The sequence below is a fragment of the Rubrivivax sp. JA1026 genome (assembly GCF_011065555.1).
GTDB lineage: Bacteria > Pseudomonadota > Gammaproteobacteria > Burkholderiales > Burkholderiaceae_C > Rubrivivax > Rubrivivax benzoatilyticus.
Window position 1 is genome coordinate 157,296 of the sequence record NZ_JAALCQ010000001.1, and the last position, 21,976, is coordinate 179,271.

At 71.9% G+C, this 21,976-nt stretch carries 21 protein-coding genes and 1 tRNA gene; 15 read left to right on the forward strand and 7 right to left on the reverse strand.

Annotation, left to right across the window (positions count from 1 at the left end; all coding sequences use genetic code 11):
• Window positions 1-135: 135 nt before the first annotated feature.
• Window positions 136-1,710, forward strand: a complete 1,575-nt coding sequence (locus G5B56_RS00735; protein ID WP_164962049.1) for a methyl-accepting chemotaxis protein — start codon at window positions 136-138, stop codon at window positions 1,708-1,710.
• Window positions 1,711-1,800: 90 nt separating this feature from the next.
• Here G5B56_RS00735 and G5B56_RS00740 read toward each other — a convergent pair.
• Window positions 1,801-1,876: transfer RNA gene (locus G5B56_RS00740), tRNA-Ala, on the reverse strand.
• 91 nt (window positions 1,877-1,967) lie between these two features.
• Between G5B56_RS00740 and G5B56_RS00745 the strand changes: the two genes are divergently transcribed.
• The 3 genes from G5B56_RS00745 to G5B56_RS00755 all read left to right on the forward strand — a co-directional run bounded on the left by G5B56_RS00745 (window position 1,968) and on the right by G5B56_RS00755 (window position 4,341).
• A complete protein-coding gene (locus G5B56_RS00745) occupies window positions 1,968-2,867 on the forward strand; it encodes an aldo/keto reductase family oxidoreductase (protein WP_164962050.1) in 900 nt (299 codons plus the stop codon).
• A 121-nt stretch (window positions 2,868-2,988) separates the two neighbouring features.
• Complete coding sequence (locus G5B56_RS00750) at window positions 2,989-3,252, forward strand: MoaD/ThiS family protein (RefSeq protein ID WP_164962051.1); 264 nt, start codon at window positions 2,989-2,991, stop codon at window positions 3,250-3,252.
• A 12-nt stretch (window positions 3,253-3,264) separates the two neighbouring features.
• Window positions 3,265-4,341 carry an exo-alpha-sialidase gene (locus tag G5B56_RS00755; RefSeq protein WP_164962052.1) on the forward strand — a complete coding sequence of 359 codons (1,077 nt, stop codon included), beginning with the start codon at window positions 3,265-3,267 and terminating at the stop codon, window positions 4,339-4,341.
• Between the two features lie 169 nt (window positions 4,342-4,510).
• On the opposite strand, the gene G5B56_RS00760 is transcribed toward G5B56_RS00755, so the two are convergent.
• A complete protein-coding gene (locus G5B56_RS00760; protein ID WP_164962053.1) occupies window positions 4,511-4,903 on the reverse strand; it encodes a YchJ family protein in 393 nt (130 codons plus the stop codon).
• Window positions 4,904-5,001: 98 nt separating this feature from the next.
• On the opposite strand from G5B56_RS00760, the gene G5B56_RS00765 reads away from it, so the two are divergent.
• The 5 genes from G5B56_RS00765 to G5B56_RS00785 all read left to right on the forward strand — a co-directional run bounded on the left by G5B56_RS00765 (window position 5,002) and on the right by G5B56_RS00785 (window position 10,969).
• On the forward strand, window positions 5,002-5,928 hold the full coding sequence (locus G5B56_RS00765; protein WP_009858169.1) for an alpha/beta hydrolase: 927 nt from the start codon (window positions 5,002-5,004) through the stop codon (window positions 5,926-5,928).
• 31 nt (window positions 5,929-5,959) lie between these two features.
• On the forward strand, window positions 5,960-7,699 hold the full coding sequence (locus G5B56_RS00770; protein ID WP_164962054.1) for an MFS transporter: 1,740 nt from the start codon (window positions 5,960-5,962) through the stop codon (window positions 7,697-7,699).
• Window positions 7,700-7,951: 252 nt separating this feature from the next.
• Window positions 7,952-8,692 carry a translesion DNA synthesis-associated protein ImuA gene (gene imuA, locus G5B56_RS00775; protein WP_240920607.1) on the forward strand — a complete coding sequence of 247 codons (741 nt, stop codon included), beginning with the start codon at window positions 7,952-7,954 and terminating at the stop codon, window positions 8,690-8,692.
• The gene (locus G5B56_RS00780) at window positions 8,689-9,186 is read left to right on the forward strand and encodes a nuclear transport factor 2 family protein (RefSeq protein WP_240920609.1); all 498 of its coding nucleotides are present in this window, start codon (window positions 8,689-8,691) and stop codon (window positions 9,184-9,186) included. Before imuA ends, G5B56_RS00780 begins: the two co-directional genes overlap by 4 nt.
• Before the next feature lie 148 nt (window positions 9,187-9,334).
• A complete protein-coding gene (locus G5B56_RS00785; RefSeq protein ID WP_164962056.1) occupies window positions 9,335-10,969 on the forward strand; it encodes a DNA polymerase Y family protein in 1,635 nt (544 codons plus the stop codon).
• Window positions 10,970-10,979: 10 nt separating this feature from the next.
• Here the strand turns inward: G5B56_RS00785 and G5B56_RS00790 are convergent, their stop codons facing one another.
• Both G5B56_RS00790 and G5B56_RS00795 read right to left on the reverse strand, forming a co-directional pair.
• Window positions 10,980-11,642, reverse strand: a complete 663-nt coding sequence (locus G5B56_RS00790; RefSeq protein WP_164962057.1) for an alpha/beta hydrolase — start codon at window positions 11,640-11,642, stop codon at window positions 10,980-10,982.
• Window positions 11,643-11,843: 201 nt separating this feature from the next.
• Entirely contained in the window at window positions 11,844-13,052 is a 1,209-nt protein-coding gene (locus G5B56_RS00795; protein WP_029718616.1) for a tryptophan--tRNA ligase, read from the reverse strand.
• 73 nt (window positions 13,053-13,125) lie between these two features.
• On the opposite strand from G5B56_RS00795, the gene purN reads away from it, so the two are divergent.
• The 3 genes from purN to G5B56_RS00810 all read left to right on the forward strand — a co-directional run bounded on the left by purN (window position 13,126) and on the right by G5B56_RS00810 (window position 16,431).
• Window positions 13,126-13,755 carry a phosphoribosylglycinamide formyltransferase gene (purN, locus tag G5B56_RS00800; RefSeq protein WP_164962058.1) on the forward strand — a complete coding sequence of 210 codons (630 nt, stop codon included), beginning with the start codon at window positions 13,126-13,128 and terminating at the stop codon, window positions 13,753-13,755.
• Between the two features lie 71 nt (window positions 13,756-13,826).
• The gene (locus G5B56_RS00805) at window positions 13,827-15,086 is read left to right on the forward strand and encodes an RsmB/NOP family class I SAM-dependent RNA methyltransferase (RefSeq protein ID WP_009857052.1); all 1,260 of its coding nucleotides are present in this window, start codon (window positions 13,827-13,829) and stop codon (window positions 15,084-15,086) included.
• 121 nt (window positions 15,087-15,207) lie between these two features.
• A complete protein-coding gene (locus tag G5B56_RS00810) occupies window positions 15,208-16,431 on the forward strand; it encodes an acyl-CoA desaturase (protein WP_029718615.1) in 1,224 nt (407 codons plus the stop codon).
• Window positions 16,432-16,681: 250 nt separating this feature from the next.
• On the opposite strand, the gene rpmG is transcribed toward G5B56_RS00810, so the two are convergent.
• From rpmG to trxB, 3 genes are all read right to left on the reverse strand, one after another.
• Window positions 16,682-16,852 carry a 50S ribosomal protein L33 gene (rpmG, locus tag G5B56_RS00815; RefSeq protein WP_009857054.1) on the reverse strand — a complete coding sequence of 57 codons (171 nt, stop codon included), beginning with the start codon at window positions 16,850-16,852 and terminating at the stop codon, window positions 16,682-16,684.
• Window positions 16,853-16,872: 20 nt separating this feature from the next.
• A complete protein-coding gene (gene rpmB / locus G5B56_RS00820) occupies window positions 16,873-17,106 on the reverse strand; it encodes a 50S ribosomal protein L28 (RefSeq protein ID WP_009857055.1) in 234 nt (77 codons plus the stop codon).
• A 94-nt stretch (window positions 17,107-17,200) separates the two neighbouring features.
• Complete coding sequence (trxB, locus tag G5B56_RS00825; RefSeq protein WP_164962059.1) at window positions 17,201-18,160, reverse strand: thioredoxin-disulfide reductase; 960 nt, start codon at window positions 18,158-18,160, stop codon at window positions 17,201-17,203.
• 179 nt (window positions 18,161-18,339) lie between these two features.
• On the opposite strand from trxB, the gene G5B56_RS00830 reads away from it, so the two are divergent.
• The 3 genes from G5B56_RS00830 to lolA are packed head-to-tail and all read left to right on the forward strand — an operon-like array spanning window position 18,340 to window position 21,972.
• The gene (locus tag G5B56_RS00830) at window positions 18,340-19,008 is read left to right on the forward strand and encodes a Crp/Fnr family transcriptional regulator (RefSeq protein ID WP_009857057.1); all 669 of its coding nucleotides are present in this window, start codon (window positions 18,340-18,342) and stop codon (window positions 19,006-19,008) included.
• 37 nt (window positions 19,009-19,045) lie between these two features.
• A complete protein-coding gene (locus G5B56_RS00835) occupies window positions 19,046-21,367 on the forward strand; it encodes a DNA translocase FtsK (RefSeq protein WP_009857058.1) in 2,322 nt (773 codons plus the stop codon).
• Complete coding sequence (gene lolA / locus G5B56_RS00840; RefSeq protein ID WP_009857059.1) at window positions 21,364-21,972, forward strand: outer membrane lipoprotein chaperone LolA; 609 nt, start codon at window positions 21,364-21,366, stop codon at window positions 21,970-21,972. Before G5B56_RS00835 ends, lolA begins: the two co-directional genes overlap by 4 nt.
• Window positions 21,973-21,976: the final 4 nt, after the last annotated feature.

The following is a 21,976-nucleotide window of genomic DNA, read 5'->3' on the forward strand; positions in this document are numbered from 1 at the left end:
GCGCCGCAGCGTGCGATGTTGCCGTGCGGCGTCCTCAAGCGCATCCGCTGGCTGCCGATACAGCGGCAAACGCTGGGGAGTAAACCATCAGGCTCCTTGGACCGGCTTTCGCAGCCAGCATTCCTTGGGGGATTCGTGGGACTTCTTCGTGACATCCGCATCGGCGTGCGCCTGGGCGGCGCATTTCTCGGCCTCGTCGTGCTGCTCGCCGTGACCGGGGTGATCGGCCTGAGCAGCCTGCAGGCCACGCAGGCGCGGCTGGAGTCCGTCTACGGCGACCGCGTGGTGCCGCTCAAGCAGCTCAAGCTGATCGCCGATGCCTATGCCGTCAACGTCATCGACGCGGTGAACAAGGCCAACGCCGGGCGCATGCCAGCCCAGGAGGCCGTCCAGCAGCTGACCGCGGCCCAGGGCGTGATCGCCCGGTCCTGGAAGGACTACATGGGCACGCGGCTCACCGAACAGGAGGCGCGACTGGCGCGCGAGGCCGAGCAGCTGTTCGAGCCGGCGAACCGCGACATCGAACGCGTGCGCCAGGCGCTGCAGGCGCTGTCGGGCTCCGCCGCCGGCCAGCTCGGCCAGTTCGACGGCGCGCTGTACGACAGCGTCGACCCGATCAGCGCCAAGATCGCCGAGATCACCGAGCTGCAACTGCATGCGGCCGAGCAGGACGTCGAGGCCGCATCCGCGACCTACGCCTGGACCCAGGCGGTGATCCTGGGCGTGACCTTCGCCTCGGTGCTGCTGGCCGCCGTCGGCGGGCTGGTCATCACCCGGTCCATCACGCGCCCGGTGCAGGAGGCCGTGCTCGCGCTGCAGGCGGTCGCGGCGGGGGATCTGGGGGCCCGGGTCGAGGGCTCGTCCAAGGACGAGGTCGGCCAGCTGCTGGCGGCGCTGCGCACGATGAAGGAGGAGCTGTCGCAGATCGTCGGCACGGTGCGCGCCAGCAGCGACAGCGTGGTCACCGCGTCGACGCAGATCGCGCATGGCAACCAGGACCTGTCCGGCCGCACCGAGGAGCAGGCCAGCGCGCTGCAGCAGACCGCGGCGACGATGGACGAGCTGGGCAGCACGGTGCGCAACAACGCCGACAACGCCCGCCAGGCCGACCAGCTCGCCCGGGCTGCCGCGCAGGTCGCCGCCCAGGGTGGCGAGGTCGTCGGCCAGGTGGTGACGACGATGGCCGGCATCAGCGACTCCAGCCGCAAGATCGGCGACATCATCGGCGTCATCGACGGTATCGCGTTCCAGACCAACATCCTGGCGCTCAACGCGGCGGTCGAGGCGGCGCGCGCCGGCGAGCAGGGCCGTGGTTTCGCGGTCGTCGCCGGCGAGGTGCGCACGCTGGCCCAGCGCAGTGCCGAGGCGGCCCGGGAGATCAAGGCGCTGATCACGCGCAACGTCGAGCAGGTCGGGCAGGGGGCGTCGCTGGTCGACCGCGCCGGCCAGACGATGGACGAGATCGTCGGGTCGATCCGACGCGTCAGCGACATCGTCGGCGAGATCAGCTCGGCGACCACGGAGCAGAGCAGCGGCATCCAGCAGGTCGGCGACGCGGTGAGCCAGATGGACCAGGTGACGCAGCAGAACGCTGCGCTGGTCGAGGAAAGCGCGGCCGCGGCCGAGAGCCTGAAGGTGCAGGCTCAGCAATTGGCGCGTGTGGTGTCGATCTTCAAGCTCGACGCCGCGGCGGCACGCGCGCTCGCCTGACCCCGCGCCGCACAGCCGCCCGAGGGCGGCTCCTGCGGCGAGCCGGAAACGAAAAAGCCGCTGATCTTGCGATCAGCGGCTTCGTTGTTTTGGTGGAGACGAGGAGGATCGAACTCCTGACCTTCGCATTGCGAACGCGACGCTCTCCCAGCTGAGCTACGCCCCCGAAACAGCTAGCAGTATAGCACCAAAAACGGGCTTGTCATCAAGTCGATGCCCGCGACGTGTCCGCCCGCCCGCGGCGCTATCGTCGCCGCATGGACCCGAACCCCTCGAACGAGCCGCACGGCGGCCTGCTGTCGCCCATCGTCGCCGGCTGCTGGCGGCTGCACGAATGGGGCTTCGACGTCGCGGCGCGCGTGCGCTGGATCGAGCGCACGCTCGAGCTCGGCATCACGACCTTCGATCACGCCGACATCTACGGCGGCTACCGCGTCGAGGCGCTGTTCGGCGAGGCGCTGGCCGCCGCGCCGGGGCTGCGCCAGCGGCTGCGGCTGGTCAGCAAATGCGGCATCAAGCTCGTCGGCGACGCGCGGCCGGCGCATGCGATCAAGTCCTACGACAGTTCGCGCGGCCACATCGTCGCCTCGGTCGAGGCCTCGCTGCGGGCGCTGCGCACCGACCGGCTGGACCTGCTGCTGCTGCACCGGCCGGATCTGCTGGCCGACCCCGACGAGATCGCCGCCACCTTCGACGCGCTGCGCCGCGCCGGCAAGGTGCTGCACTTCGGTGTCTCCAACCACACGCCGTCGCAGTTCGCGCTGCTGCACCGGCGGTTCCCGCTGGTGACGAACCAGGTCGAGCTGTCGCCGCTGCAGATGCAGGCGCTGGCCGACGGCACGCTGGAGCAGGCGCTGGACCTGGGCCTGCCGCCGATGATCTGGTCGCCGCTGGGCGGCGGCCGGCTGTTCCGCGGCGACGACGAGCAGGCGCGGCGCGTGCGCGCAGTGCTCGAGGCGCTGGGCGCCGAGCACGGTGTCTCGGCGGCGACCGTCGCCTATGCCTGGATCCTGCGCCACCCGTCGCGGCCGGTGCCGATCACCGGTTCGTCGCGCATCGAGGCGTTGGCCGAGGCGACCGCGGCGCTCGCGCTGCGCCTGCCGGCCGAGGCCTGGTACCGCGTCTGGCAGGCGAGCATGGGTCACGAGGTGGCCTGAGACTCAGGACTCGTCCGGGGCGGCGGGACTGGCCGCCAGGCCGAAGGGTGCTCCCGTGATCCCCTGACGGCGGCGCGGTCTCGCGTTCGGTGCGGTGGCCTCGGCGCCGCATGATGCGGCGGTGCCGCGTGTCGTCTTCACCCCGCAGCTCGCCCGCTTCGTCGGCCCGGTCGATGCGGTGCAGGCCGACGCGGCCACGCTGGGCGAGGCGCTGGACGCCGCGTTCGAGCACTATCCGCGGCTGCGCGGCTACGTGCTCGACGACCAGGGCGCGCTGCGCGCCAACGTCGCCGTCTTCGTCGACGGCCGGCGCAGCACGGCGCTGGCCGACACGCTCGCGCCCGCCAGCACGGTGCACGTGCTGCAGGCGCTGTCCGGAGGCTGAAAGGGGACCATGATGGACCACGACCGCGCCTGGGCCGCGACGCGCAAGGGCCTGTTCGAACTGCGCCACGACGGCGCCGGCGCCTGGCGCGTGGCCGGCGTCTCCTTCCTCGGCGAGCCGGTGTCGGCGCTGCTGCCGCCCGACGCCGACGGCCGCATGCTGGCGGCGCTGAACCTGGGTCACTTCGGCGTCAAGCTGCACGCCAGCGACGACGCCGGCGCGAGCTGGCACGAAGTCGCCGCCCCCGTTTATCCGCCGCAGCCCGAAGGCGCGCCCGGGCCGGCCTGGACGCTGGTGCAGGTCTGGACGCTGGAGCGCGACCGCGGCACCGTCTGGGCCGGCACCTTGCCCGGCGGGCTGTTCCGCAGCGAGGACTTCGGCGCCTCGTGGCAACTGGTCGAGGCCTTGTGGCACGCACCCGGCCGTGCCGAGTGGTTCGGCGGCGGCTACGAGGTGCCGGGCCTGCATTCGGTCTGCCCCGATCCGTCGCGCCCGGGCGCGCTGCTGGTCGGCGTGTCCTGCGGCGGCGCCTGGGCGAGCGAGGACGACGGCGCGAGCTGGGCGCTGGCGGCGAGCGGCATGCACGCCGAGTACATGCCGCCCGAACGTGCCGACGACCCGGCGGTGCAGGACCCGCACCGCATCGTGCGCTGCGCCGCGGCGCCCGATGTGCTCTGGTGCCAGCACCACAACGGCATCTGGCGCTCGGGCGACGGTGCGCGCTCGTGGCAGCGTGTGCAGGCGCCGCTGTCCTCGTTCGGCTTCGCCGTCGCGGTGCACCCGCGCGACCCCGACACCGCCTGGTTCGTGCCCGCGGTGAAGGACGATTGCCGCGTGCCGGTCGGTGCCGCGCTGGCCGTCAACCGCACACGCGACGGCGGCGCCAGCTTCGAGACGCTGCGCGCCGGGCTGCCGCAGCGCGACTGCTACGAACTCGTCTACCGCCACGCGCTGGACGTGGCTGCCGACGGCACGAGCCTGCTGCTGGGCAGCACGACCGGCGGCCTGTGGGCCAGCGTCGACGGCGGCGAGCAGTGGCACACGGTGGCGACGACGCTGCCGCCCATAAACGCGGTGCGTTTCGGTTAGGGGCCTGGCCGGCGGCCAAGCCCCTAACCTGCGGGTGAACGTACGGCTCCCCCGAGCCCCCTCCGCGAGGGTGCTCCCGCTCGTTCGACGGCTCCCTCCAGCCTCCCTCCGAGAGGGAGGCTCCAGTCAGGAGGACGATGGCGGCCGGGTGCAGCCTGCGCGCTGGTTCTTATCGAATTTCGCCGTCGACGTAGAACCAGCGGCCGTCCTCGCGCACGAAGCGGCTGGTCTCGTGCAGCCGGAAGGCGCGGCCGGCGAGCTTGCTGCGGGCGACGAACTCGACCGTCGCGGCGTCGCCGTCTTCGCGGGCGCGGCGGACCTCCAGGCCCAGCCACTTCAGGCCGGGCTCGAACTCGACGCTCTCCGGCCGCGTGCTGGCGTGCCAGGTGGCCAGCAGATAGGGCTCCAGCGCCAGCACGTAGGCGCTGTAACGCGAGCGCATCAGCGCCTCGGCGCTCGGCGCCGCGGCGCCGGCATGCCAGCGGCCGCAGCAGTTCTCGTAGTCGGCCTTCAGGCCGCAGGGGCAGGGGGTCATCGTCTCGTCCTCGGGCGGCGCGAGCATACGGCGGCGGCCGTGCGGCCGGGATGCGCTGGCTACACTCGGCGCCGCCGGCCGCCGCACGCGTCGCGTGCACGCCACCGTCCCGCCAGGAACCCCCGATGCTCGACCCCCAAGCCCGCGCGCTGCTGGACCTGATGATCGACAAGCGTGTGCCGCCGGTGCACACGCTGCAGCCGGCCGAAGCCCGGCGCTTCTACGCCGAGCGCCGCGCCTTCACCCAGCCCGAGCCTCCGTCGGTGGCCGAGGTGCGCGACCTGGCCACCGACGCCGGCCTCGCGCTGCGCCTGTACCGGCCGGCCGAGGGTGTGCTGGCGCTGCTCGTCTACTTCCACGGTGGCGGCTGGACGATCGGCGACCTGGACACGCACGACGTCGTCTGCCGCACGCTGGCGCTGGCCTCGGGCTGCGCCGTGCTGTCGGTGGACTACCGGCTGGCGCCCGAGCACCGTTTCCCGGCCGCCGTCGACGACGCCGTCGCCGCCGTGCGCTGGGCGCGGCGCGAGGCCGCCGCACTCGGCATCGACCCCGCGCGTGTGGCCGTCGGTGGCGACAGCGCCGGCGGCAACCTGGCCGCGGTGGCGGCGATCGCCGCACGCGATGCCCACGACCCGCTGGCCGCGCAGCTGCTGATCTACCCGGTGACCGACATGCGCGCCGTCGCGCCTTCGCACGCCGCCAACGGCCAGGGTTATCTGCTGACGAACGACAGCATCGCCTGGTTCCGCGGCCACTACGTGCCCGACGAGGCGCAGTGGACCGACTGGCGCGCCTCGCCGCTGCTGGCGCCCGACCTGAGCCGGCTGCCGCGGGCGCTGGTCATCACCGCCGGCCACGACCCGCTGCGCGACGAGGGCCTGCAGTACGCCGACGCCTTGTCGGCGGCCGGCAACCGCGTGCAGTACGTCGGCTTCGAGCGCCAGATCCACGGCTTCGTGACGATGGGGCGTGTGCTCGACGAGGCGCACACCGCGCTCGCGCTGGCCGGCGGCTTCCTGCGCGAGGCGCTGGCGCCGGTGGCGGCCTGACGGTGCGCCGGCTGCTGCCGCAGGGGCGCCGATGAGCGGCGGCCACCCGAACCAGTTCGCGCTGCTGGCCCAGCGCCGCTTCGCGCCGTTCTTCGCCGTGCAGTTCCTCGGCGCCGGCAACGACAACCTGTTCAAGTTCGCCTTCACGGTGATGGCGACCTACGAGCTGCAGCTGGCCTGGATGCCGCCGTCGCTGGCCGGGCTGGTGATCGGCGCGGTCTTCATCCTGCCCTTCGTGCTGTTCTCGGCCACCGCCGGGCAGCTCGCCGACAAGCACGACAAGGCGCTGCTGGCGCGCTGGGTCAAGTCGCTGGAGATCGCGATCATGGCCGCCGCGGTCTGGGGCTTCGTGCGCACCGACGCCGTCATGCTGCTGGCCTGCGTCTTCGGCATGGGGCTGCACTCGACGCTGTTCGGCCCGGTGAAGTACGCCTACCTGCCGCAGCACCTGGACGAACGCGAGCTGACCGGCGGCAACGGCCTGGTCGAGATGGGCACCTTCGTCGCCATCCTGCTGGGCAATCTGGCCGGCGGCCTGCTGATGGCGGTGCCCGAGGCCGGCGCGCGCCTGGTGGCCGCCGCCTGCCTGGGCGTGGCGCTGCTCGGCCGGCTGGTGGCGCAGGCGGTGCCGCGTTCGCCGGCGCCGCAGCCCGATCTGACGATCAACTGGAACCCGTTCAGCGAGACCTGGCGCAACCTGCGGCTGTCGCGCGAAGACCCGGTGGTCTTCCGCTCGCTGCTGGGCATCTCGTGGATGTGGGCCTTCGGCGCGGTCTTCCTGTCGCAGTTCCCGGCTTTCGCCAAGGACGTGCTGCACGGCGACGAGCAGGTGGCTTCGCTGCTGCTGGTGCTGTTCTCGGTGGGCGTGGGCGTCGGCGCGCTGCTGTGCGAGACGCTGTCGCGGCGCCACGTCGAGATCGGCCTGGTGCCGCTGGGCGCGGCCGGCATGAGCGTCTTCGCCGTCGACCTGTATTTCGCCGCCCACGCGCTGCCGGCCTCGGCGCTGATGCCGGTTTCCGCCTTCGTCGCCCAGCCGGCGCACTGGCGCGTGATGGCCGACCTGGTGCTGCTGGCGCTGGCCGCCGGCGTCTACAGCGTGCCGATGTACGCGCTGATCCAGCTGCGCAGCCCGGCGACGCACCGCGCCCGCATCATCGCCGCCAACAACATCCTCAACGCGCTGTTCATGATCGCCAGCGCGCTGGGCGCCGGTGCGCTGCTGGGCGCGGGGCTGTCGATCCCGGGTGTGTTCCTCGTCGCCGGCGTCGTCAACGCGCTCGTTGCCGGGGCCGTGTTCTGGTTCGTGCCCGAGTACCTGCTGCGCTGCCGCGCGCTGCTGCACGGGCGGCTGGTGCGCCGGCTGCGTGTGACTGGCTCGGTGCTGCCGCCGGCCGACGGCGCCGCGCTGCTCGTCGGCCCGGCGCCGGCCGGCGCCGACCTGCTGCTGCCGGCGGCCGCCGGGCCGCGGCCGCTGCGCTGGGTCGTCGACCGGCAGCGCCTCGCCAGCCCCGGCCTGGGCGCGCTGCTGCGCCGCGCCGGCGCCGTCGCCTGGGTGCCGGCGCACGAGGACGCGGCGGCGCACGCCGAAGCCGTCGAGCGTGCGGCGCAGGCGCTGGCGGCCGGCGAACTGGTCGGCCTCTTCGTCGCCGACGAGGCCGGGCGCGCGGCGACGCAGGCCGCGCTCGTCGCACGCCAGCCGGTGCCGGTGCTGAGCGTGGGCTTCGTGCCGGGGCGGCCGGCCGTCTTGTCGCTGGAGGCGGTGCCCGGCTGAACGTGACCGGATGCCGCTGGCTGCGGTTTCCGGTGCTTGCGGCGAATACTGTATGGACATACAGTCTCCATCATGGAGACGCTGCCCCTGTTCGCCCCGTCGCCGCCGGCTGCCGTGCCGGCGGAGGGGCGGCGTGCGCGGCGGCCGTGGCCGGAGCCGCCCCCGGTGGTGCCTCCTGTGCCGCCGGCGCCGGCCGGCGAGGGGGCCGTGCCGGCCCCTGTGGTGCAGCCTTCTCCGCCCTCTGCGCCGGCCGTGCCGCCGCGGCCCGCGGCGCTGGAAGACCTGCACCCGGCGCTGTGGCGCGCGCACCAGCTCGGTCGCCAGCACGAGACCACCTGGCCCAGCGGTTTCGCCGCGCTCGACGCGGTGCTGCCCGGCGGCGGCTGGCCCTCGCGAGTGCTCACCGAGCTGCTGCTGCCGCGTGCCGGCCTGGGCGAGATGCGGCTGCTGGCGCCAGCGTTGGCCGCGGTCCAGCGTGCCGAGGGCTGCGTGATGCTGTTCGACCCGCCGGCGCTGCCCTTCGGCTGGGCGCTGGCCGAATGCGGGCTCGACCTGGCGCAGCTGTTCGTCGTGCGCAGCCGCCAGGCGCAGCGCGGCCGCGCGCGTGGGCCGCTGCCGGCTGCCGACGTGCTGTGGGCGCTGGAACAGGCGCTGCGTTCGGGCCAGGTCGGCGCCGTGCTCGCCTGGCTGCCGGCGCGCCTGCCGGCCGACGCGCTGCGCCGGCTGCAGCTGGCCGCGCAGACCCACGACGGCCCGGCTTTCGTGCTGCGCGACGACGCCGCGCGCACCCGGCCCAGCGTCGCGCCGCTGCGGCTGTGGCTCTGCGCCGCGGGCGCCGACGCGCTGCGTGTGCACCTGCTCAAGCGCCGCGGCCCGCCGCTGGCCCAGCCGCTGGCGCTGGCCCTGCCTCCGGTGCTGCCGGCTGCGGCGCGGGCCCGCGCCGCGACGCCGGTGGCCCGCACTGCGTTCACCCAGGAGGTCCTGCAACCATGAACTCTCCCGCCTTTCTCGCCGGCGGCGCCGCCGTGCCGGCTTCGCCCGCGCTCGATGTTTCGCCGTCGTCGGCCGCCGTCGGCCCGGCCGTGGGTGCCGCGGCGCTGGTGCACGAGTTCTGGCGCCGCATGGCGAGCAACGACTTCGCCTCGGTCGGCGAACTGCTGACCGAGGACTTCGTGCTCGACTGGCCGCAGTCCGGCGAACGCTTCCGCGGTGCCGACCGTTTCGTGCGCATGAACCAGGAGTACCCGGCCAACGGGCCCTGGCGTTTCCGGCTGCACCGCGTCGTCGGCGGGGCGCACGACGCGGTGTCCGACGTCGGCGTCACCGACGGCGTGCAGCAGGCGCGTGTGATCTCGTTCTTCGACTGCGATCTCGCCGCCGGCCGTGTGCGCCGCCTGGTCGAGTTCTGGCCCGAACCTTATGCGGCGCCGACGAACCGCGCCCACCTGGCCGAGCCGATCGACGACGCGGAGGGCGAGGGCGGCTGACCGGGCGCCGTGGGCGCGCGGGCGAGCGTCGGGGTGCCGCGGCAGGGCCCGGTGTCGGCGTTGCCGTCTGCCCACCTGTCCGGCCGTTCGCCCGTTCTCCTGTTCGCCCGTTCGCGTTGCCCACCAGCCGTTCCGCCGGAGGCTCCCCGTGTTCTGGATCGCGCTGCACGCCCCGCGGCTGTCGCTGGAGTCCTGGCGCGCCACGCTGGGTGCGGCCGAGGCCGCCCGGCCGCTGGCGCTGCTGGCCGCGCACCGCATCGCCGTCGTCGACCGCCGGGCCGCCGAACGCGGTGTGCAGCCCGGCATGCGGCGTGGCACCGCGCTGGCGCTGGCGCCCGATCTGGTGCACGGCGAGGCCGACGCGGTGCGCGACGCCGCCGCGCTGACGGCGCTGGCACACGCCGCGCTGGCCTTCACGCCGATGGTCGTGCCGGAGCCGCCGGCCACGGTGTTGCTGGAGGTGGCGGCCAGCCTGCGCTGCTTCGGCGGCGGGCCGCGGCTGCTGCAGCGGCTGCAGGCCGCCGTCGAGCCGCTGGGGCATGCACTGGCCCTCGCCAGCGCGCCCACGGCGCGCGCCGCCTCGCTGCTGGCGCGCTGGCGGGGCGATCAAACGGGCTTCATGCTCCTGCCGGGCGACCGGCTGGCGGCGCTGCAGGCCGTGCTGGCCGGCGCGCCGCTGGCCTTGCTGGACGCCGGGCGCGAGCACGCCGCGGTGCTGCAGGGCATGGGCGTGCACACGCTGGGCGAACTGCAGGCGCTGCCGCGCGACGGCGTCGCCCGCCGCTTCGGCACCACGCTGCTGGCCGAACTCGACCAGACGCTGGGCCACGCCGCCGACCCGCGCGAGCCGCTCGTGCCGCCGGCGGTCTTCGAGAGCCGGCTGGAGCTCTTCGCGCGTGCCGACACCACGGCCCAGGTGCTGCACGGCGCCGGCGTGCTGCTGGCGCGGCTGGTGGCCTGGGCGCAGGCGCGCCAGGTGCGCATCGCCGCCTTCACGCTGGGCATGCGCCACGACCGCTGCCGTGGCGACGCGCTGCCGGCCACGCGGCTGCGGCTGGAGCTGGCCGAGCCTTCGCTCGACCCCGGGCACCTGCAACTGCTGCTGCGCGAGCGCCTGGGCCGGCTGGAACTGGTGGCGCCGACGCTGGAGCTGGAACTCGAATGCCGTGAGGCGGTGCACGCGCCGGCGCCGAACGCCGAGTTGTTCCCGTCGCGCCAGGGCCAGGCGCAAGGCCTGCTGCGCCTGCTGGAGCGCCTGCGCGCGCGTCTGGGCGACGAGCAGGTGCTGCGCCTGGCGCCGCAGCCCGACCACCGCCCGGAATGCGGCACGCGGCTGCTGCCGCTGGGGCGCGTGCCGGCGCCGTCGGTGCGGCACGGCCGGCACCCGTCAGCCCCGCCGCGGGTGGTGGCGCAGGTCGCTGCACCGCCTGAACCGGCAACCGACCCGGCACAGGCCCTGATCGCCTCGCTGCTGGCGCGTGCCGCGCCGGTCGTGCCTGCAGCCGCACGGCGCCGGCGCGCCGCGCTGCACCGCCCGGTGTGGCTGCTGGACGCACCGCAGCCGCTGCCCGAGCGCCACGAGCGCCCGCAATGGCAGGGCCGGCCGCTGCGTGTGCTGGCCGGGCCGGAGCGCATCGAATCGGGCTGGTGGGACGGCGGCCTGGCGGTGCGCGACTATTTCGTCGCCCAGGCCGAGGACGGCGCGCTGGTCTGGGTCTACCGCGAACGCCTGCCGGCCGACGACGCAGCCGGCGGCTGGTACCTGCAGGGCTGGTTCGGCTGACGCCGCCGGCTCAGGCCAGCACCTTCAGCAGCCAGCGCTGCAGCGCCTGCACTTCCTCGAGACAGACCGAGTGTTCCATCGGGTAGTCGTGCCACTCGACCTCGAAGCCTTCGCGGCGCAGCGCCTCGCGCGCCGCCTGGCCGCGCACCAGCGGCACGACGCCGTCGTCGCGACCGTGGGCCAGGAAGACCGGCGTGCCGGTGCTCGCCGGGTGGCGTTCGGCGGCCAGTGTCTCGGGCAGCGGCAGATAACCCGACAGCCCGGCCAGGCCGGCCAGCCGGTGCGGCAGGCGCAGTCCGCCGCCCAGCGTGATCGCGCAGCCTTGCGAGAAGCCGGCGAGCACGATGCGCGAAGCCGGCACGCCGCGCGAGATCTCGCGCTCGACCAGCGCCTGCACCGCGGCGAAGGACTCGCGCAGCCCGGCCTCGTCTTCACGGCGCGGCGCGTCCGGCCCGAGGATGTCGTACCAGGCGCGCATGCGGTAGCCGCCGTTGATCGTCACCGCCCGTTCGGGCGCGCGCGGCAGCACCCAGCGCACGGGCCCCAGCGCCTCCAGCCGCAGCTCGTCGGCCATCGGCAGGAAGTCGGTGCCGTCGGCGCCCAGCCCGTGCAGCACGATGACCGTGGCCACCGGCGTCACGCCCGGGTCGAGTTCGATCGTCTGCAGCGCCATCGTGTCTCCTTGCTCGGTCTATCGCCCGCCGCGGCGGGCCATCAACGCGCACTCACTCCGCGAAGAAGCGTTTGCCAGAGCAGCGCACCTTCAATCCCCGCCAGCACGCACACGGCGCCTCAAGCGGCCGCCGCGGCCCGGCTTTGCCGGGCCGCTGGCGGCGCCCCCCTGGGGGGGAGCGCGTGAGCGCTCCGGGGGGGATCAGTAAGAAATGCCCATGGCTTCCCGGACGTCCTTCATCGTCTGCCGGGCCACCGTGCGCGCACGCTCGGTGCCCATCTCGACGATCCAGTGCACCTGCTTGGGGTTGGCGGTGAAGGCTGCGGCGCGTTCGCGCCAGGGCTGCTGTTCCTTGACGATCGCGTCGATGACCGGCTGCTTGCACTCCAGGCAGCCGATGCCGGCCGACGTGCAGCCCTGGCTGGCCCAGCTCTGGGTCGCTTCGTCGCTGTAGACCTTGTGGAAGGCCCAGACCGGGCACTTCTCCGGCGTGCCCGGGTCGGTGCGGCGCACGCGCGCCGGGTCGGTGACCATGCCGCGCACCTTCTTGGCCACGGTGTCCGGGTCGTCGCGCATCAGCACGGCGTTGCCGTAGCTCTTGCTCATCTTCGCGCCGTCCAGGCCGGGCAGGCGCGCGTTCTCGGTGTACAGCGCCTGCGGCTCGACGAGGATGCTCTTGCCGCTGCCCTTCAGGTGGCCGGCCAGCAGTTCGCTGTCGTGCGCCGTCCAGCCCTCGACCTGGCCTGCCGCCTTCTTCAGGATGCCTTCGCCCTTGGCCAGCGCCTCGGCGGCACCGGTCTCGCCGAAGGCCTTGCGCTGCTTCTCGAAGTAGCGCTGGTCGTCCTTGGAGAGTTTGGCCAGCGTCGCTGCCACCTGCTCGGCGAAGTCGGGTGCGCGGCCGTAGAGGCTGTTGAAGCGCCGCGCGCATTCACGCGTCAGTTCGACGTGCGAGGCCTGGTCTTCGCCGACCGGCACGTAGGCGGCCTTGTAGATCAGGATGTCGGCGGCCTGCAGCAGCGGGTAGCCGAGGAAGCCGTAGGTCGCGAGGTCGCGGTCCTTCAGCTTGTCCATCTGGTCCTTGTAGGTCGGCACACGTTCGAGCCAGCCCAGCGGCGTGCCCATCGCCAGCAGCGTGAACAGCTCGGCGTGCTCGGGCAGACGGCTCTGGATGAAGATCGTGCTCTTCTCCGGGTCCAGGCCGGCGGCGAGCCAGTCGATCACCATCTCGTAGACGTTCTTCTCGATGACGTCACGCTCTTCGTAGTGCGTGGTCAGCGCGTGCCAGTCGGCGACGAAATAGAAGCAGTCGTACTGGTCCTGCAGCCGCACCCAGTTCTTGAGCGCGCCATGGTAGTGGCCGAGGTGCAGGGAGCCGGTCGGGCGCATGCCCGAGAGAACGCGGGGTCGCATGGAGTTTTGCCGGGACAAGGAAAACGTCGATTGTCTCAGGTCGCGGGGGGCCGCTCGCTACACTGCGCGCCCCATGAAGCGCATCGTCATCCTGATCTCCGGCCGCGGCTCGAACATGGAGGCGATCGTCCAGCGCTGTGCCGCCGAAGGCTGGCCGGCGCTCGTCGCGGCCGTCGTCTCGAACCGGCCCGACGCCTCGGGGCTGGCCTTCGCCGCCGCGCACGGCGTGCCGACGGCCGTCGTCGACCACCGCGGCTTCGCCGGTGACCGCGAGGCCTTTGACGCCGCGCTGGCCGCCGAGATCGACCGCCACGAGCCCGACCTCGTCGTGCTCGCCGGCTTCATGCGCATCCTCGGCGACGCCTTCGTGCGCCGCTACGCCGGGTGCATGCTGAACGTGCACCCGTCGCTGCTGCCGGCCTTCCCGGGGCTGCACACGCATCGCCGCGCGATCGAGGCCGGTTGCAAGGCCGCCGGCGCCACCGTGCACTTCGTGACGCCCGAGCTCGACCACGGGCCGATCGTCATGCAGGCCGTGGTGCCGGTGCTGCCGGGCGACGACGAGGCGGCGCTGGCCGACCGGGTGCTCGCCGCCGAACACGTCATCTACCCGCAGGCCGTGCGCTGGTTCGTCGAAGGCGCGCTGGTCGTCGACGGCGGCGTCGTGCGCCAGCGCGACGGCCAGGCCCAACTGCTCGTCTGAACCGCCCGCGGCAGCCGCCGTCGCGCCCCGATCCGGGGCGCGGGCCGCGCTCACGGGATAATCGCGCCCCTATGCATCCGAACGCCCTGCTCGACCTCGCCACCGAACTGCTGCGCAGCGTGCTGCGCCTGGACCAGCCGGCCGACGCCGTCGTCTCCGCGTTCTTCCGCCAGCACCGCGCGCTCGGTGCGCGCGACCGCCACGCGCTCGCGGAGACCGCCTACAACGTGCTGCGCCAGCGCCTGCTGCTCGCGCACCTGGCGCAAAGCGGCAGCGGCGCGCTCGAGCGCCGGCTGGCGATCCTCGGCTGGCAGGGCGGCGACAACTTCCTGCGTGGCGCGCTCGGCCCGCACGAGCAGCAGTGGCTGGCCCAGGTCAACACCGTCGACCGCACGACGCTGGCCGACAAGCTGCGCCACAACCTGCCCGACTGGCTGGCCGGCGCGCTGCAGACGCAGCTCGGCGAGGAGTTCTGGCCGCTGGTGCAGGCGATGGACGCCGCGGCGCCGCTGGACCTGCGCGTCAACGCGCTGAAGACCAAACGCGACGAAGCCGCCAAGGCCCTGGCCGCCGCCGGCATCACCGCCGAGCCGACGCCGTATTCGCCCTGGGGCCTGCGCGTCGACGGCAAGCCGGCGTTGAACAAGCTCGAACTCTTCACCAACGGCAGCGTCGAGGTGCAGGACGAGGGCAGCCAGCTGCTGGCGCTGCTGACCGGTGCCAAACGCGGCGAGATGGTCGTCGACTTCTGCGCCGGCGCCGGCGGCAAGACGCTGGCGCTGGGCGCGATGATGCGCAACACCGGCCGCCTCTACGCCTTCGACGTCTCGGGCCACCGCCTGGACAACCTGAAGCCGCGGCTGGCGCGCAGCGGCCTGTCCAACGTCTATCCGGCGCAGATCGCGCACGAGCGCGACGAACGCGTCAAGCGCCTGGCCGGCAAGATCGACCGCGTGCTGATCGACGCGCCGTGTTCGGGCCTGGGCACGCTGCGCCGCAACCCCGACCTGAAGTGGCGCCAGTCGCCCAAGGCGGTGCAGGAGCTGCAGGCCAAGCAGCAGGCCATCCTGGCCAGCGCCTCGCGCCTGCCCAAGTCCGGCGGCCGTCTGGTCTACGCCACCTGCAGCCTGCTGACGGCGGAGAACGAGGAGATCGTCGCCGCGTTCGACGCCGAACACGGCCGCGACTTCGTGCGCCTGGACGCTGCCGAGCTGCTGCGTGAGCAGGGCGTCGAGCGTGCCGACGAGCTGGTGCAGGACCGCTGCCTGCGCCTGTGGCCGCACCGCCACCGCACCGACGGCTTCTTCGCCGCCGTCTGGCAGCGGCGCTGACGCCGCGGCGCGGCCGCGCTTGCCACGATCAGCGCCTGAAAGCCAGGCGAAATCGCAAATCACCTTGCAAAAACAGGCTCGTACAATGCCTGGTTTGAGATAACGCAAGGCGAAAGACGCGATGACCCAGTTGTTGACCTTCCACGACGTCCTCGTCGATGGGCTCGCCCACGGGCTGCTCGGCGCGTCGTGGTGGCAGATCGTGCTCTTCACGCTGGTCGTGACGCACGTGACGATCGCCGCGGTGACGATCTTCCTGCACCGCTCGCAGGCGCACCGCGCACTCGACCTGCACCCGGTCGTCTCGCACTTCTTCCGCTTCTGGCTCTGGCTGACCACCGGCATGGTGACCAAGGAGTGGGTCGCGATCCACCGCAAGCACCACGCGAAGTGCGAGACCGAGGAAGACCCGCACAGCCCGGTGACCCGCGGCATCAAGACGGTGCTGCTGACCGGCAGCGAGCTCTACCGCGCCGAGGCCAAGGTCGGCGAGACGCTGAAGAAGTACGGCCATGGCACGCCCGACGACTGGATCGAGCGTCATCTCTACAGCCGCTTCAGCTGGCAGGGTGTGGCGCTGATGCTGATCGTCGATCTGCTGCTCTTCGGTGCCGTCGGCGCGACGGTCTGGGCGGTGCAGATGCTGTGGATCCCGATCCATGCCGCCGGCATCATCAACGGCATCGGCCACTTCTGGGGCTACCGCAACTTCGAGGCGGCCGACGCGTCGACCAACATCTCGCCCTGGGGCATCCTGATCGGCGGCGAGGAACTGCACAACAACCACCACACCTATCCGACCTCGGCCAAGTTCTCGGTCAAGCGCTACGAGTTCGACATCGGCTGGGTCTACATCCGCGGCATGCAGACGCTGGGGCTGGCCAAGGTGCGCAAGACTCCGCCGCGGCTGGCGCTGGGTGAGCTCAAGCCGGTGGCCGACGGCCAGACGCTGGACGCGCTGATCGCCAACCGCTACGAGGTGATGGCGGGCTATGCCAAGGAGATGCGCCGCGCCGTGCGCGCCGAGCTGGCGCGGCTGAAGGCGCAAGGTGCCCAGAACAGTGCGCACTGGCGCCATCTGGTGCTCGCCAAGACCTGGCTACACCGCGACGAGGACAAGATCCCGCACGGCGTGCGGCCGCAGCTGTCGCAGGCGCTGGGCGACAACCCGAGCCTGGCCAAGCTGGTGGCGATGCGCGAGGAGTTGCGCGCGCTGTGGACGCGCACCAACGTCTCCGCCGATCAACTGGTCGCCGACCTGCAGGCCTGGTGCCGCAAGGCCGAGGACAGCGGCATCGCTGCGCTGCAGGAGTTCTCGCTGAAGCTGCGTTCGGCGCGCGCCTGAGGGCAGGGCGCCCGAACGGCAAAGGGGCCTCGCGGCCCCTTTTTCCTTGCCGGCAGCTCTGCCGCGTGGCGGGCGAAGCGCCCAGGCCTCCCGGGGTCAGGCCTCCCGGGGTCAGGTCTTGCGTTTTGCAGGAAGCGCCACCGGCGCCGCAAAAGGCAAGACCTGACCCCGTTCGTGAGCCGTACGCAAAACAAACGGGGCCCGAAGGCCCCGTTGTCTTGGTCCGCGCCGCCGGATGGCGGCCGGCCGATCACTTCAGCTTCACTTCCTTGTACAGGACGTGCTTGCGAGCCTTCGGGTCGAACTTCAGGAATTCGAGCTTTTCGGGCGTCGTCTTCTTGTTCTTGCTCGTGGTGTAGAAGTGGCCGGTGCCCGCGGTGGACTCCAGCTTGATCTTTTCGCGTCCGCCTTTGCTGGCCATGTCGCTCTCCTAACGGTCTGTCAGATTTCGCCGCGGGCACGCAGGTCGGCAACGACCTTCTCGATGCCCACCTTGTCGATCAGGCGCAGCGCCGCGTTGGACACGCGAAGACGCACCCAGCGGTTCTCGCTTTCCATCCAGAAGCGGCGGTACTGCAGGTTGGGCAGAAAACGACGCTTCGTTTTGTTGTTGGCGTGGGAGACGTTGTTCCCCACCATCGGGCGCTTGCCCGTGACTTGACAGACGCGTGCCATGACGCTTCTCCGAAAGGTTCGAGGGTGATGGCCGCCTGCGAAAGATACCGAGCTCCCAGCGGAGCCGGGCCATCAAAGGCAGCAAAGCCGAAAATTATAGCCCAGATTGCTCCAGATAGCGCTGGGCATCGAGCGCGGCCATGCAACCGGTGCCGGCGCTGGTGATCGCCTGGCGGTAGATGTGGTCCTGCACGTCGCCCGCGGCGAAGACGCCGGGCACGCTGGTCATCGTCGCGAAACCCTCGGATCCGCCCTTGGTCAGCACGTAGCCGTCCTTCATCTCGAGCTGGCCCTTGAAGATCTCGGTATTGGGCTGGTGGCCGATGGCGATGAAGCAGCCGTTGACCTTCAGCTCCTCGGTGCTGCCGTCGTTCACCGACTTCAGGCGCACGCCGGTCACGCCGCTGGCGTCGCCGAGCACCTCGTCGAGCGTGGCCCACAGGTGCAGCACGATCTTGCCGGCCTTCACCTTGTCCATCAGCTTGTCGACCATGATCGGCTCGGCGCGGAACTTGTCGCGGCGGTGGATCAGGTGCACGGTGCTCGCGATGTTCGACAGGTACAGCGCTTCCTCGACGGCGGTGTTGCCCCCGCCGACGACGCAGACCGCCTGGTCGCGGTAGAAGAAGCCGTCGCAGGTCGCGCAGCCGCTGACGCCGCGGCCCATGAAGGCCTGTTCGCTGGGCAGGCCCAGGTACTTGGCGCTGGCGCCGGTGGCGACGATCAGCGTGTCGCAGGTGTACCGGCCGGAGTCGCCGGTCAGCACGAAGGGGCGCTGCGAGAAGTCGACGGCGTTGACGTGGTCGAAGACCATCTTCGTGTTGAAGCGCTCGGCGTGCTGCTGGAAGCGCTGCATCAGGTCCGGGCCCATCACGCCGTTGACGTCGGCGGGCCAGTTGTCGACCTCGGTGGTCGTCATCAGCTGGCCGCCCTGGGCGATGCCGGTGACGAGCAGCGGCTCGAGGTTGGCGCGGGCGGCGTAGATCGCGGCGGTGTAACCGGCGGGGCCGGAGCCGAGGATCAGGACGCGGGCGTGGGTGGTGGTCTGGGTCATGGGAACTCTGAAAAAGGAGCCGGGCGCAACTCGGGCGTCGCGCCGATCCGACGGTCCGAGGATACCGCCCACGAGGCGCCGCGGCAGCCCGATGCGCTCAATGGGCACAATAGGGAATAACTTTCCGCGTCCCGGCCGTCGCGGTCGGGCGGGGAAATACATAAAAGGAGGTCCCCGTCGTGTCGATGCTCTCGAACCTGGATCTGATCCGGCGCGTGCCGCTGTTCTCGATGCTGACGGCCGAACAGGCCCAGGCGATCGCCGACAGCGTCGTCAAGCGCCGGTTCCGCCGTGGCGAACTCGTGGTCGAGCAGGGCCGCAAGAGCAACGCGCTGTTCATCCTCCTCAACGGCCGGGCGCGCGTGCTGACCGCCGACTCGCGCGGCCGCGAAGTCATCCTGGCGGTGCTCGAGTCCGGCGACTACGTCGGCGAGATGAGCCTGATCGACGGCGAGCCGCACTCGGCCACCGTGCGCGCCGAGATCCAGACCGACATGCTGGTGCTGCAGCGCGCCGATTTCGCGCGCTGCCTGCCCGAGGGCTCGACGCTGGCCTACGCGATCCTGCGCGGGCTGGTGCGCCGGCTGCGCAACGCCGATCGCCAGATCGAGTCGCTGGCGCTGCTGGACGTCTACGGCCGCGTCGCGCGCACGCTGCTCGACATGGCCGAGGACGACAAGGGCACGAAGATCATCCGCCACAAGGTCTCGCGCCAGGACATGGCCAAGGTCGTCGGCGCGTCGCGCGAGATGGTCAGCCGCGTCATGAAGGACCTGGAGGACCGCGGCGTCATCGAGACCCAGGAGAACGGCTCGGTGATCATCAAGGAACGGCTGCAGACCGACTGACACGGCGGCCGCCGGGGCGATCGGCCACAATCGCCGCATGACGTTCCCGCTCGGATCCCTGGGTGCCGGCGCCGCGGCGGCGAAGGCACCGCGGCCGGTTCCGGCCCCGGCGCGCTGGCGCCAGCAGGCGCTGCTTTTCGCCGGCGCGGTGGCCTGGCTGCTGCTGGTGCTGGCGCTGGCCACCCACCACCCGGCCGACCCCGCGTTCACCACTTCCGGCACCGGCGAGCCGGTGCACAACGCCGCCGGCCTGGCTGGCGCCTGGGTCGCCGATCTCGCCTATTTCCTCTTCGGCTTCTCGGCCTGGTGGCTGGTGCCGGTGGGCCTGCGCGCCTGGCTGTCGCTGCTGGCGCAGACCCTGCGCAGCGGTGACGACGCCCCGGCCGAAGCCGGTCACCCGCGGCTGCGCTTCTGGGCGGGCCTGGCGCTGCTGATGATGGCGGCCACCGCGCTCGAATGGACGCGGCTGTACCGCCTGGAGCCGCTGCTGCCCGGGCATTCCGGCGGCGTGCTCGGCTACACGCTCGGGCCGTTGTCGATGCGCTGGCTGGGTTTCGCCGGTTCGGGCGTGCTGTGGATCGTCGTGCTGGTCGCCGGGCTGGCGCTGGCGCTGCGCTTTTCCTGGCTGAAGCTGGCCGACGCGATCGGCGAGCGTTTCGACGGCCTGCGCGAGCGCCGCGCCGAGGTGCGTGAGCAGGAAGAAGACCGTCGCATTGGCGAGCAGGCCACGCGCGAGCGCGAGCACGTCGTCGAGGTCGAGCGTCAGGTCGTCGAGGAGCACGTGCCGATCGTCATCGAGCCGCCCGTCGTCGAGGTTCCCAAGTCCGAGCGTGTCGCCAAGGAGCGCCAGAAGCCGCTGTTCGTCGAGCTGACCGACACCAAACTGCCGCAGGTCGACCTGCTCGACGCCGCGCCGGGCCGCCAGGAGAGCGTGACGCCCGAGTCGCTGGAGATGACCAGCCGGCTGATCGAGAAGAAGCTGAAGGACTTCGGCGTCGAGGTGCGTGTCGTCGCCGCGTCGCCAGGTCCGGTGATCACGCGCTACGAGATCGAACCGGCCACCGGCGTCAAGGGCGCGCAGATCGTCAACCTCGCCAAGGACCTGGCGCGTTCGCTGTCGCTGATCTCGATCCGCGTCGTCGAGGTCATCCCGGGCAAGAACTACATGGCGCTGGAGCTGCCCAACGCGCGCCGGCAGACGATCCGCCTGGCCGAGATCCTCGGCTCGCAGGTCTACCACGAGGCCGCGTCGCTGCTGACGATGGGCCTGGGCAAGGACATCGTCGGCAACCCGGTCGTCGCCGACCTGGCGAAGATGCCGCACTGCCTGGTCGCCGGCACCACCGGCTCGGGCAAGTCGGTGGGCATCAACGCGATGATCCTCAGCCTGCTCTACAAGGCCGAGGCGCGCGACGTGCGGCTCATCCTGATCGACCCGAAGATGCTCGAGATGAGCGTCTACGAGGGCATCCCGCACCTGCTGGCGCCGGTCGTCACCGACATGAAGCAGGCGGCCAACGCGCTGAACTGGTGCGTCGGCGAGATGGAGCGGCGCTACAAGCTGATGAGCAAGCTCGGCGTGCGCAACCTCGCCGGCTACAACAAGAAGATCGCCGACGCCCAGGCCAAGGGCGAGAAGATCGGCAACCCGTTCAGCCTGACGCCCGAGGAGCCCGAGCCGCTGGAGCGGCTGCCGCACGTCGTCGTCGTCATCGACGAACTGGCCGACCTGATGATGGTCGTCGGCAAGAAGATCGAGGAGCTGATCGCGCGCCTGGCGCAGAAGGCGCGTGCCGCCGGCATCCACCTGATCCTGGCGACGCAGCGGCCCAGCGTCGACGTCATCACCGGCCTCATCAAGGCCAACATCCCGACCCGGTTGTCGTTCCAGGTGTCGAGCAAGATCGACAGCCGCACCATCCTCGACCAGATGGGTGCCGAGGCGCTGCTGGGGCAGGGCGACATGCTCTACCTGCCGCCGGGCAGCGGCATGCCGGTGCGCGTGCACGGCGCCTTCGTCAGCGACGACGAGGTGCACCGCGTCGTCGAGTACCTGAAGACCCAGGGCGAGGCCAACTACGTCGAGGGCATCCTCGAAGGCGGCACGCTCGAAGGCGATGCCGACGCGATGCCCGAAGGCGGCCCCAGCGGCGGCGGCGAGGACGACTCGATGTACGACCAGGCGGTGCAGGTCGTGCTGCAGCACCGCCGCGCCTCGATCTCGCTCGTGCAGCGCCATCTGCGCATCGGCTACAACCGTGCCGCGCGGCTGCTCGAGCAGATGGAGAAGTCCGGCCTCGTCTCGGCCATGGGACACAACGGGAACCGCGACCTGCTGGTGCCCAAACGCGAAGAATGAAGAAGCTCCTGATCGCCGCGGCGCTGGCCGCCACCACCGTCGCCGCGCAGGCCGACGCCGTGCAGACGCTGCGCGCCTTCGTGCGCGACGTGAAGACCGGCCGCGCCGAGTTCACGCAGACCGTCACCTCGCCGGACGGCGCACGCAAGAAGACGTCTTCCGGGCGCTTCGAGTTCGCGCGCCCCGACCGCTTCCGCTTCGGCTACGAGAAGCCTTTCCAGCAGACCATCGTCGCCGACGGCCAGAAAGTCTGGATCCACGACCCCGACCTGAACCAGGTCAGTTCGCGCCGCCTGTCGCAGGCGCTGGGTGCGACGCCGGCGGCGCTGCTGGCCGGCGGTTCGCTGGAGTCCGATTTCGTGCTGTCCAACGGCGGCAGCCTGGGCGGGCTCGAATGGGCGCAGGCGACGCCGCGCACGCCCGACGGGCCGTTCAAGTCGATGAAGGTCGGTTTCCGCGGCGCCGAGTTGGCGGCCGTCGAGATCGTCGACAGCTTCGGCCAGCGCTCGCGGCTGGACTTCAAGGGTTTCGAGGCCGGCGTCGCGCTGCCGGCCGAGCGGTTCCGCTTCACGGTGCCGGCCGGCGCCGACCTGCTCGAGCAGTGACGCC

Excerpts from the sequence above, each read along its gene's own strand:
- G5B56_RS00745 (WP_164962050.1), top strand. The coding sequence starts at position 1,968 with ATGGACCCGAACCCCTCGAACGAGCCGCACGGCGGCCTGCTGTCGCCC.
- G5B56_RS00805 (WP_009857052.1), top strand. The coding sequence starts at position 13,827 with ATGCATCCGAACGCCCTGCTCGACCTCGCCACCGAACTGCTGCGCAGC.
- rpmG (WP_009857054.1), bottom strand. The coding sequence starts at position 16,852 with ATGGCCAGCAAAGGCGGACGCGAAAAGATCAAGCTGGAGTCCACCGCG.
- lolA (WP_009857059.1), top strand. The coding sequence starts at position 21,364 with ATGAAGAAGCTCCTGATCGCCGCGGCGCTGGCCGCCACCACCGTCGCC.
- G5B56_RS00795 (WP_029718616.1), bottom strand. The coding sequence starts at position 13,052 with ATGCGACCCCGCGTTCTCTCGGGCATGCGCCCGACCGGCTCCCTGCAC.
- G5B56_RS00765 (WP_009858169.1), top strand. The coding sequence starts at position 5,002 with ATGCTCGACCCCCAAGCCCGCGCGCTGCTGGACCTGATGATCGACAAG.
- G5B56_RS00810 (WP_029718615.1), top strand. The coding sequence starts at position 15,208 with ATGACCCAGTTGTTGACCTTCCACGACGTCCTCGTCGATGGGCTCGCC.
- G5B56_RS00835 (WP_009857058.1), top strand. The coding sequence starts at position 19,046 with ATGACGTTCCCGCTCGGATCCCTGGGTGCCGGCGCCGCGGCGGCGAAG.
- rpmB (WP_009857055.1), bottom strand. The coding sequence starts at position 17,106 with ATGGCACGCGTCTGTCAAGTCACGGGCAAGCGCCCGATGGTGGGGAAC.
- G5B56_RS00755 (WP_164962052.1), top strand. The coding sequence starts at position 3,265 with ATGGACCACGACCGCGCCTGGGCCGCGACGCGCAAGGGCCTGTTCGAA.
- G5B56_RS00790 (WP_164962057.1), bottom strand. The coding sequence starts at position 11,642 with ATGGCGCTGCAGACGATCGAACTCGACCCGGGCGTGACGCCGGTGGCC.
- G5B56_RS00770 (WP_164962054.1), top strand. The coding sequence starts at position 5,960 with ATGAGCGGCGGCCACCCGAACCAGTTCGCGCTGCTGGCCCAGCGCCGC.
- G5B56_RS00780 (WP_240920609.1), top strand. The coding sequence starts at position 8,689 with ATGAACTCTCCCGCCTTTCTCGCCGGCGGCGCCGCCGTGCCGGCTTCG.
- G5B56_RS00760 (WP_164962053.1), bottom strand. The coding sequence starts at position 4,903 with ATGCTCGCGCCGCCCGAGGACGAGACGATGACCCCCTGCCCCTGCGGC.
- trxB (WP_164962059.1), bottom strand. The coding sequence starts at position 18,160 with ATGACCCAGACCACCACCCACGCCCGCGTCCTGATCCTCGGCTCCGGC.
- purN (WP_164962058.1), top strand. The coding sequence starts at position 13,126 with ATGAAGCGCATCGTCATCCTGATCTCCGGCCGCGGCTCGAACATGGAG.